Genomic DNA, 11,196 nt, shown 5'->3' on the forward strand with positions numbered 1-11,196 from the left:
GGCCTCGACCTACTCCGGGCGCGTATCATGGCATGACACCTGCACCGAATTTGCGGGAGCGCCCACTTTTGCGGAGAATTGCACGACCGATGACAACTGTGACGAAACATGCGTTCACCCGACCGGTCCGACGGTTCGAGCAACTGGAGCACTTCGACAAGCTGCTTGCCCGGAGCACCGAACTCAGAAGCCAGGGAGCCACCGTGCAGACTATCGCCGATGCACTCAATGCCGACGGCTGGACGCCGCCCAAGAAGGATAGCTTCAATGCTCCCATGATCCATCGCCTGCTCCAGCGGCGTGGGCTTGGCACGACACGTCCTATCTGGTCGAATAATATCCCCAGGCGGTACAAGAGCGAAATGACTCTTCAGGAATATGCCGATCGAATCGGAGCGCACCGACAAACCGTTTACGGTTGGCTCCGGCGCGGTCGGAAAAAGGGGCGGTTGGCCAAGGTCGGATCCCAGCGCATCTGGCTCGTCGACCTCCAAAACAGCTCAACAGGAATCTGCACTGGAGAGTCATCATGAACACACGATCGAGAAAGCCTTTTCAAAACTCAAAGCCATGCTGCGCAAGGCCGAAGAGCGCACCGTCCGCGGCCTGTGGGACCTGATCGGCAAACTCGTCGATATCTTCCAGCCAAAGGAATGTGCCAATTATTTCAGCTCGTGCGGATATGATTCAGAATGATCGGATAACGCTTTAGTGTCTGGCTTTCCATAGACAGATTGAATACCGGGGGTGAATACTAGAGCATAATCCGTTCCGATTGCATCGGACCGACTGCTCTAGATTCTTGTTTTTACGCGATTTCTGAGTCACTGGATGATTCCATCCGGTTGGAAATCGCTCTAGTCTGGCCCCGTCCCGGTAGGCGGAAAGACGGGATCGCGCTGGCGGCGTTCAATTCAGGCCCAGAGACCTGGTCAATTCAACATCGTCTGCAAATGCGGTTAGTTCGGTAAGGCTGGCGGTCTGGTTGCCGAGGTTGCGCAGCATGAACCGGTGGGCCGTCTCGTAAATGGCAGGCAGTAAATGCTGGCCCGAGGCATCCGTCAGTAGGGCCTCGGCCGGCCTGGCAGTGTTGCGGTCGTACACCGTCAGGATCGCCAATGCATCCGCAGCGTATCCGCGGATGACATGCCGGGCAGGCAGCGCGGAACTTGCCGTGACAAGAAACCGCAGTGACAAGCGGCAACCAGAACGGAGCGCCTGAAAGGAGAGCAGGCAACTGTCCGGTAGCGCACATATGTCTCTGAGGCTGATATCTTCCAAGCCGAGGGCGCGCGCGAGCCTCAGCTGTGACAGAACCGCATTACCTTGGTTTCCAGTCGTCCATGCCTGGAAATGCATATATGAGACGGAATCGGCCAGGTTCCTTAGGAAACCAGGCAGGGCCGGATTCCCAGGGAATGTTTCAATCATCGCGATACGCGACGAGCCCTTCTCGATCACGGCCGTCAGTTGCCGGATAGAATCCGGATCATCCATTCCCGGGTCAACCACGACAACAATTTTGCCGCTCCCCCTGCCGGCGCAGCCCATGGCGGCATTCGCCCAAGCCCCCGACCCATCGATCAGCCAGACGTCGACCTTATCCATTCGGGCCTCGGCGATCGCCCGGAAGGATTTTGGCAAGGTTGCCGCCAGGGCTTTAAGGTAACCAGTAAGTGCTGCTTCGCAGCCGATGGTGATCGAGCCTGTCATTGTTCGTACTCTCTCACAAGTATTGTCAAGGCTTGTTCCGCAATATCCAAGGCAAGTTGAAAATCACCGACAATATCCTCAACCGGCGGTATGTCTGCATTTTCGCCGCGCAGCAGGGTGTGGATCGCATTCCATTCCCCCTCGTAGCCGTTGGCTTCGAAAGGGCCCAGCACCGTCGCCCGTCCGCCGGACCACGATGTCGCGACACTCGAACCGGCATGAACGAACGACGGGGGAAATTCGATATGCACCGCCACCGCTGCCGATGCGACTTCCAGTTCCCAGCGGGGCTGCCAACCGCTATAGAAGTGTGCGGAGAGATCCAGCACGCATTCGCCGCAAGCGACCGAAATTGAGTAGCCGAATGGTTCGTGCAGCGATGCGGCAATCACCTTGATCTGCCTGCCCTTCGGCAAGAAAGCCCTGATTAACGGAAGATCGTGGATCGCGACTTGAAGGACCGCCGACCTGATCGTTTCTGGTTGCAGACTTGGACCGGGACCGGTGGCCCGGCCGTCCAGTTCACTCGCCCATTGTTCGAACCGAGCGTTGGGCGGCAGGACAATATTAGATCTGATCGAGATCGCACCAGCAGCGAGGAGATCGACCTGATCGCGCAGGGCGATCCAAGCCGGATCGAAAACGTGCATGGCACCAACTAGGAGCGGAACACCGGTCGCCTTCGCGACCTCGCTGATACGCCTTGCTTCCTCGACCGTCGTAGCGAGGGGCTTTTCGCAGAGGATCGCGCGCTTTCCTGCGAGCATCCCCCGAACGACCTGATCTGCATGAAATCTGACCGGCGAGCAGATCGCCAATACTTCGACCTGCGGATCATTCAATAGGTCTTCGAAACTGAGACTTGAACCGGCCCCGCAACGCTCTGCCAGCAATGCGCTGGCAACGGGATCGACGTCCCAGATTGCAGCAACGGCGAAATCGTCACAACGCCGCGCCAGAACTGGCAAATGGATCGACTGTGAAACCACGCCCGCGCCGACAATTCCAACTCCAATTTTGTGGGCCACTTCTGCTCCCTCCTGACGTCGGTGCTTAATACTCGGCTGCCGACATCCATCAATACCTCTTGAGAATCCACTGCAGATAACCGAGGCACAAACCGCCACACGCTGTCCACTACCCCACTTGTCTGTCTGCTAGGCATAATGGAAACTGCACTTTCCAACACCGCCAATGCGGACGCACACGCTATCCCCTGGATTGAGCGGTACGATCGGCCCTAGAGCGCCGCTCAGAAGGATGTCTCCTGCGCGGAGCGGTTCACCGCGCAGAGCCAGGGTGCGGGCGAGCCAAGCCACCGCATTCAACGGGTGGTCCATTGTTGCTGCGCCTGCCCCCAATGATGCGATCCTGCCGTTGACTTCCATAACCATGCCGGCCGCGTAGAGATCTAGCCCGCCGAGCGACTTGCCTTCGTGTGACAGGACGAAAAATGCCGACGACCCATTGTCGGCGACGGTGTCAGCAAAGGTTATCTGCCAGTCCGCGATACGGGAATCCACAATTTCGATAGCGGCATGAACCGATGCGATCGCTTCACCAATACCGTCCTGGGTCGTTTCCGGAGATGGCAGGTCCGCTCCAAGCACGAAGGCTATTTCCGCTTCCGCCCTGGGCTGGATGCAGCGGGACGGGTCAAGCTGTCCGGCATCGGAAATGCGCATATCGTCGAACAGTACGCCGAAATCAGGCTGATCGACCCCGAATTGGGCCTGCACAGCTTTTGCCGTCAGCCCGGCTTTGCGTCCAACGATCCGGCGGCCCTCGCCTTCCCAATAGCGGGTATTGATGTCCTGGATCGCGTAGGCGGTTGCCACATCGTCCGAATGGAAATAGTCGCGAAGTGGCGGCAGCGCATCGCCCTGATAGGCATTACGTAGGAGCTTCGCAGCGGTTTGGTGTTTGCGCGTCATTGAAATGTTACCTGCTGTTAGCGTTTTCCCGCGGCTTTACGCATACACTGCGCGCCATCATGCGGATCAAATTCAGACTGTTCGCCGCCTAATCAGCACGACTACCGCGTCCCCCGGATCGGCAGGATAGCGCTAGCGCCGATAAAGGCGAACAATGCAGCTGCGGTGAAGAGCGCCGCGTAATTAGGCGAAGCTGCCTCGCCGATCGCCAAGAAGACCGGTGCGATGGTCGGAGCGAGCGACTGGGGCAGACTGTTGGCGACGTGGATCAGGGCCATGTCCTTCGCCGCGCCTTCGGGATCCGGCAAGACCGCAGTACACAACGCGATGTCGACCGACAGGTAGCAGGCGAGGCCGACGCCGTAGATTACGGCGGCGAGCAGGAACTCGGTGAAGTTCGTGGCCATGCTGACCACGATCAGTCCCGCACCCACGAAGGCGCCCGCCCCGATGACAAAGGGCTTGCGCCGTCCGGTCCGATCGGACAGCCAGCCGCTGAGGGGAGTGAATAAAATTGCCAGGCCGGTAGTAATGAGAGTGCTGTAAAACAGAAGACCGACCACTTCTACATCGCCGACGCCGAGGTGGTCGGTCAGGTAGTACAGCTGGAACGACATGAAGAACGAGGCAGAGAGGAATACCAGGAACCGGCTAACGAAGGCCCAGGCGAAATCGGGATACTTCGTGGGGCTAACCCAGTAAGTCCGAAGAAGGTCCTGCCACGAAAAGGGCCTGCGAGCGCTGGCCGGCTTGTCTTCAAACGAAGTAAACAGGAACGCAAGAGCAATCGGGAGCGGCAACCATGGCACCAGGAACATTGCAAGATCGTTGTCGCGCGTGAACTGAGTGATAAATGCGGCGGATAGATAGGCCAGGTTCGGTGCCACCCCTATCAGGGCGGACATCCACCCCTGCTGATGCGGCGGCACCAAATCGGGCAGTAAGGCATTCAGCGCCGAATGATTGGCATTTGCACCGATCTGGCAGATTAGCCAGCCGATACCCAAGCCTATTAGCGTTGTGCTCAATGCCATCGTCGTCAAGCCGGTGAGAAGAAACAGGCACCCCAAGACCATCCACAGTTTGCGACGTCCGCCGCGGAAGGTTGTCCGGTCGGAAATGACGCCCCAGATCGGCCCCGCAAGCAATGCGCAAAACGCACCAATTGCAAGCACGCTGGCGAGGTAGCTCGCCTTTTCTGCTGCGTCAGCCAATCGGCTGACTTTCAAGGCAATGGTGACGATGACCGGAGTCAGGATTGCAGTATATGCCGCAAAGGTTGCGGCGGTATAGGCAGCCATGAAACGCCCGGTTACGCGTGGCCGGGTCTCCTGCCATGCTAACCGGTCATTGTTGGGCAGAATCCCCCCCTGGTTCGAGAACTTCACCTGCGAATTGTTCACTTTTGCCTCCCCAACTCAACGTCGACGCCTACCTGAAATTTCGAAGCTCTGGCGGGATGCGACAGGATGCATCCCTGAATGGCGCCGTGTGCTTTCCGCCCTGAGGATCGGACGACAGATGCGTATCGCTGTACGCATCCGACGCCTCGAATCTATCAGAACTTGAAGCCGCCCCGAACCCCATAAGTTCTGGGATCCGTCAGCTGGGCGGTGGCAAACGTGCCGACCGAAAGGCCACCCATAACAACCGAGTTCTCGAGATTGCGTCCAAAGGCTTGCACGTACCACCTCTTATCGGGTGCATTGTAGGTCAGCGACACATCGGTGTTGGTGTAGCTCGGGATGCCAAACTGGTTCAGCGTTGCGATACCGATCAGATATTGCTTGTCAGTCAGCCGGCTCCTGACATTCGCTTCGACATTCCCGCCATTAGCCAGGTCGAACCGATGCGTGTAACCCGCGCTCACAGCCCAGTTAGGCGAACGATCGAGAGGTCGACCGGCGAAATTGACTTGCGGGAAAGCCACGGTGTTGGGTACGAAGTCGGCGTACCTGGCGTCAAGGTAAGAAGCAGACAAGCTGATCTTGTCGTTCGCACTGGGCGAAATCGTCCCTTCCAGTTCAACCCCGTCAATCTTGGCGGTAGCGGCATTGGTCGTTACGTTAGTCGGAAGGCCATTCACGTCCATGATCTGCGACAGCTGCAGATCGCTGTAATCATAATGGAATGCCGCCAACGTCATCCGCAGCGTATCATCAGCTGTGCGGAACTTCAGGCCAAGCTCGTATGACGTAACCTCTTCAGGCTTGTAGTAAAGGGCAGTGGCAGGGAGTAGACAGCCCCTCCCCTTCCCAATCTCACAGCCGTCGTTAAATCCGCCCGCCTTGTATCCCGTCGATACCGTGGCGTATGCGAGAGTGCGCGCATTGACATCCCAGTCAAACCCGACGCGCCAAGTTAGCCGGCCGAAGCTAACCGCCGCGTCGTCGGGGACGGATGTGTCGGTCGGGAGATTACAACTTAAAGTCGAGCATCGCGCAGTTCGCCCGCCGACGCGAGCCTTGTCGTCATGTGAATAACGCATACCGCCAGTCAAGTGGAGATCGGGTGTGATGTTGTAAGTGACCTGACCGAATGCAGCATAAGTTTCCGCAACGGTTTCGGGCCGAAAGAAGGTGAAGACATATCCCGTCGTATTCGGCACCGCAGACACAAATCCGATGATCGGTTGCGTGAGGTCGGACTGTTCCCTGAAATAATATAAACCGGCTTGCGCCTTTATGCCCCCTGTATTGTTGGTCGAGAGGCGTAACTCATGACTATTCTGGCTGTAGGTCGCGAAACGATAGCCCTGAAGGGTTGCGCCATTTCCCCTTAGGAAGGCAATGTCCTGGCTGGATTTGAGGCGTCGATAACCGCCCAGATAGTTGATGTCGATCGGACCAAGTGAATATTGGAGATCACCGGAAATGCCCCACGTGTAGGTATTGCGCCTTTCGACGCTGCCGGAAAACGTGCGATCAACCAGGAACAGGTCTTTGATTGACTTTTGCGCTCCAATATTGATCGGGTCAACATTCGAAGTAGTGAAGTTCGAATAAAGGTTGGTCAACGGCACGGCATTTAGCGTATGGCCGCCAATGTCCGAATAGTCCGTACGAATGACGAGTTCACCGTTGCCGCCCAGATCGAACAATGCGGACAATCTTCCCGAGATATTTTCGCGGTACGGGCTCAACTTCGATGTGAAGTTGGGTCCGGGACGCACATAGGAGTCACGCCGCTCATAGTTCACGCTTCCGCGTACAGCGACGCTCGGCGACAGCGGAATGTTTACGCCACCCGATGCGGTAACGGCGCCGAAATTGCCGTAGCTTCCGTCAATAAAACCAGAAACTGCATCGGTGTTCGGCTTCTTCGTGATAATCTGCACGACGCCCGCAGTGGTATTCCGCCCGAACAGGGTTCCCTGCGGCCCGCGAAGCACCTCAATGCGCTCAAGATCATATAGACTAACGTCCTGCGCTTCATTGCGTGCGAAATAGATGCCATCAATGAGGAATGCAGCGGATGGATCGCCCTTTTCCGAAGTATCGCCACTCGTGACGCCGCGGATAGTGATCTGCAATACAGCCCCAGTGCCGGTACGGGAAATGGCAAGATTGGGAACTTCGCTGGCGAGACGGGTGGGGTCGCTAATCCCGGACTTCGTGACCATGTCGCCGCTAACTGCCGTCACGGCCACAGGGGTTTTCATCAACATCGTTGAAGAACGAGTCGCAGTCACGACAATGTCTTCGGCGGCCTGATTGGAATTTGACGCATCCTGCTCGGCTTTGCCCGCCCTCACGTCCTGGGCGTAAGCGGCGGATGCCATTTGGGCACTCGCTACTGCCAACGTACACGCGGCGACTGATGGAATAATTCTTTTCATAACTCCCTCCCGTTAATTGATTTTTTAGAATAATTGATAGAAAAAAAGCATTATAGAAAATAAAATAAGAATGAATTTTGAAATGAAATGATGGCCCTACAATCCATCGCAATGGATATTGAATACCGGCATCCCATATAAATAAAATATGCCAAGCTATGGCACCGTGTTGTTTGGCGACTTGTATAGTATAGTCGACTTTTCGTCTCCCCTCCACCTCCTCTATCGATCAAGAGGGCTCTCACCTCCCGCTTGCCGCCGGGATCGCTAGAGGAAAGACAATAGGCCATAACGGCTGGAATTGGATTGCGAACATTTCTCGCTCGTCTGCTTCGTCGGCAATCACATGCCCATTTATGTATATATATTGCCATAATGTGCCAAGGCTGATCGCGGCTCATTCCCGACGGTTGGGCTGCTGCGTTCCTGCGTGCCCGCGCGACCCCCACAAGCCAATACAATGGCCTGAGGGCGCTGTATCTTAGTCCGCCACCTGATCAATTTGGACGCACGGACAACAGGACATGCCGATCATTACGAAGCTCAAATTCCGAAAACATGTTGACACATCTTCGGTCAGCGATAAACCTTTGCTGTGCTTAGCCAGATGAACGGGATTTCGATTGCCGGTCAACGGTCTGGCGGTGCTCCCAATGCCGCTTGCCACGCTGGACCTAAGCTAGTCACTAAGGGAACCCCTATATGTCAAGTACTTCGAAGGGCAATGAACGCCTGCTATTCGACGGCCAATCGCTCAATGGATGGCGAAGCATACCCCGCATCTATGGGGATCTCTATCCGGGCGGCCCGACAGTACCGGCTTGGCTGGCCGAAGCGCGGGGATTCACTCCGCCTGCCGATGCCGCGGAGCACCCTGCACACTGGTTCGTCGAGGATGGCTGTATCATTGGAGAACAAAACCCTCCCGGTAGCGGGTACGGTGGCTATCTCATAACCGAAGATACATTCGGCGACTTCGAGCTCAGTTTCGAGGCTCGGCCCGATTTTCCTGCGGACACTGGTATCATGATCCGTCGGCAGGGGGAACGGTGGGAGGGTTTCCAGGTTCTTCTCGACCACCGGGATTTCGGCGGGATCGGCGGGTTTTTCGGCAATGGCCTCGCCAGTTTCGCCGCCGTTCCGTTCGCAATCCGTGGTCAGCGTGACGCAGATGGGGTCGTGGTGGGACTTGAAGCGGACGATCCAGCGACATCGCTTGAACCGGTGACGGAGGAAAAGATCCGTCAACTGTCGCACGCGGCAGAGGTCGAAGACTTTCTGCGTATCTGGAAATGGAACGACTGGAATCGATTCCGCATCCGGTGCGTCGGGTCACTGCCCGTTATCACCACATGGATCAACGACCTCAAGGTGGCAGAGGTCGACACTGCGACCATTTCCTGGCCAAATTACGATCCAAAGGCCATACATGAGTTGCTCGGCGATCGCGGTCATATCGCGCTCGAAGTGCATGACAACGATCCATATTATGGCGAAAACAGATGGGGCCGTGGGGCGCAGTGTCGCTGGCGTGATCTGAGGGTCGTTGAACTCTAGGACATGAACCTCTGCATCGATCTCGCCGTTTCCATTCCTGCATTTGGCCCGAGGCACTTCCGATGAGCGTAGACTTTGAATATTGGTGCAATCTGCTTGCCGCCTCTCCCTTCTCGCTCGATCATGCTGGATGCCAATGGGTCTTCAACACTTTCGGGCACATGAGTCAGGAGGACAAGATCGGGCAGACGCTCCTTCCCCTTGCGCGCGATCTTTCACCCGAAGCCATGGCACCTATGCTGCGGCTGAAGGTAGGCGGCATCCATCGAATGCCCTCACGCTCGCGCGAGGTTCTTCGCACGAATGCCGCGGAGTTGCAGTCCATGAGCGAGATTCCGCTGCTCCTTTCGGCAGACCTCGAATTTTCCGAGAAAGGAAGCTTTTCCGATGGAACTTGGTTAACCAACCAGATGGGGGTCGCCGCGACAGGGAAGGATGCTGCGATCGAGCAGATGGGCGAAATCGCCGCCGTCGAAGGAGCCTGGTGTGGATTTAACTGGACCTTCACCCCGGTCATCGACCTCGATCTTAATCCCCGCAGTTCAGTGGTCAACACTCGCTCATTTGGTTCTTCGCAGGAAAGCGTGTCCCGTGCCGCTGAGTTGTACATCGAGGCAGTCCAGCGTAACGGCATGGCAGCTTGCGCCAAACATTGGCCGGGCGACGGACTGGACGAGCGCGATCAGCACTATGTGACCAGCATCAACGATCTTTCAGCAGACGAATGGCGGGCAACCTTTGGGAAAGTATATCGCCGGGCCATAACCGCTGGCGTAAAAACCATGATGGCCGGCCACATCGCCTTACCCGTGTTCCAGACGTCGCCCGGACGTGCGGCCAGCCTGGACTCCGATCTCCTGAGGATGCTGCGCGAGGAGTTGGGCTTCCAGGGCCTTATCGTCTCGGATGCGACGGCGATGGTCGGTTTCCTGTCGCAGGGAAAGCGCACCGACCTGATGCCGGCCTGCCTGCAGGCGGGCTGCGACATGGTGCTGTTCCCGGACCGACTTGAGGAGGATTTCCGGTCGATACAGAACGGCCTCGAGAATGGCTTCCTCTCGCCCGGGAGGCTGGATGAGGCAGTTCTTCGCATCTTGGCCCTCAAGGCCTCGCTAAATCTTCATGCCTCCCCGACAGTCCGTGATTTTACGGAAGGGACGCTTCAAACGCACCAGTCCTGGGCACAGGGGATCGCGGAAGATTCGATCACTCTTGTCCGCGACCTGCCGACGCTGCTTCCGCTCACCCCGGAAAAGTACCCCCGCATGCTCATCCTTCAGGTGGCTGACCGGCACAGCCCTTCTGGTCCATTGCCTCCGTTGCAACTGGCAAACATGTTCATCAAGCACGGATTTGAGGTGACGGTCCACCAAGCCGGAGATTCAATTAATCATGACAATTACGATGTCGCACTCTATCTTGTCGCCGAGGAGGGTCTTTCCGGTAAACTGGGTAGCCTCAAGCCCGATTGGAGCGGACTTCACGGTGCTTTCCCGCTTACCCTCTATCGGCTGTGGCACGATATCCCTGCTCTAATGGTATCGTTCGGCAGTCCTTATCACCTGTACGATGCCCCTGAATGCGGAACCCTCGTCAATGCCTACTCAGCGGTACCCGACGTACAGTTCGCGGCATTTCAAGCGTTGATTGGGCAGGTCCCTTTCCGGGGGCAATGCCCGGTCGATCCGTTTTGGGGTCTATTGCCCTCACAACGATGGTCCTGAGTAATGTTCCATGCACAAATCGGTTGTCACGACAACCCTTTTGCGCGCCTCTATGCCATCCACTGGCCTCAGGTGGGTAGTGTAGCTGCGGTTGCGCTTTCTATAACTGATAAGTTGCGAACTCAGTGCCAATCTAAATATACACGAGGCGTCGTAATCCGCGCCAAATGGAGCCCACCGATTTTCGCTGGGGGGCAACCGCATTGGCCACGTGGAAGAGGAAATGCTGATCGAGGCGCGCCTGGAACGGCACTCTTTTAATGAGGCCCCGGCACTGGGACGAGGACTGGGCAAGATCGTGTGTAGTGCTGTGAATGCTTCGGCAAGCCACACTTCCTAGTGGATTGATTCCAACGTTTGGAACCCTCGGTTTCGGGCTGCGATGATGTCGTCGGGATTGGCTTTCCAGATGAAGGGTTTGGGGTTTGCG

General features: G+C 56.8%; 7 protein-coding genes and 1 pseudogene. 3 read left to right on the forward strand and 5 right to left on the reverse strand.

The annotated features are described in order from the left end of the window. Positions 1-540 precede the first annotated feature (540 nt). A pseudogene (locus BMX92_RS27165) lies at positions 541-696 on the forward strand (IS630 family transposase); the annotation flags it as partial. Positions 697-909: 213 nt separating this feature from the next. Here the strand turns inward: BMX92_RS27165 and BMX92_RS25925 are convergent. From BMX92_RS25925 to BMX92_RS25945, 5 genes are all read right to left on the reverse strand, one after another. Next, positions 910-1,713, reverse strand: a complete 804-nt coding sequence (locus tag BMX92_RS25925) for a hypothetical protein (protein WP_093022392.1) — start codon at positions 1,711-1,713, stop codon at positions 910-912. Beyond that, the gene (locus tag BMX92_RS25930) at positions 1,710-2,741 is read right to left on the reverse strand and encodes a Gfo/Idh/MocA family protein (protein ID WP_177185276.1); all 1,032 of its coding nucleotides are present in this window, start codon (positions 2,739-2,741) and stop codon (positions 1,710-1,712) included. Before BMX92_RS25930 ends, BMX92_RS25925 begins: the two co-directional genes overlap by 4 nt. A 129-nt stretch (positions 2,742-2,870) precedes the next feature. After that, complete coding sequence (locus BMX92_RS25935) at positions 2,871-3,647, reverse strand: 2-keto-4-pentenoate hydratase (protein ID WP_093022398.1); 777 nt, start codon at positions 3,645-3,647, stop codon at positions 2,871-2,873. Positions 3,648-3,748: 101 nt separating this feature from the next. After that, positions 3,749-5,050, reverse strand: a complete 1,302-nt coding sequence (locus BMX92_RS25940) for an MFS transporter (protein ID WP_143066917.1) — start codon at positions 5,048-5,050, stop codon at positions 3,749-3,751. A 155-nt stretch (positions 5,051-5,205) separates the two neighbouring features. Further along, positions 5,206-7,485, reverse strand: coding sequence for a TonB-dependent receptor (locus BMX92_RS25945; RefSeq protein ID WP_093022404.1), 2,280 nt, complete (start codon positions 7,483-7,485; stop codon positions 5,206-5,208). Positions 7,486-8,187: 702 nt separating this feature from the next. Here BMX92_RS25945 and BMX92_RS25950 point away from each other — a divergent pair. Together BMX92_RS25950 and BMX92_RS25955 are read left to right on the forward strand one after the other, a co-directional pair. After that, complete coding sequence (locus tag BMX92_RS25950; protein ID WP_093022407.1) at positions 8,188-9,042, forward strand: 3-keto-disaccharide hydrolase; 855 nt, start codon at positions 8,188-8,190, stop codon at positions 9,040-9,042. A gap of 62 nt (positions 9,043-9,104) precedes the next feature. Then, the gene (locus BMX92_RS25955; protein ID WP_093022411.1) at positions 9,105-10,766 is read left to right on the forward strand and encodes a glycoside hydrolase family 3 protein; all 1,662 of its coding nucleotides are present in this window, start codon (positions 9,105-9,107) and stop codon (positions 10,764-10,766) included. Positions 10,767-11,196: the final 430 nt, after the last annotated feature.

This window comes from Sphingobium sp. YR768 (genome assembly GCF_900111125.1).
Taxonomy (GTDB): Bacteria; Pseudomonadota; Alphaproteobacteria; order Sphingomonadales; family Sphingomonadaceae; genus Sphingobium.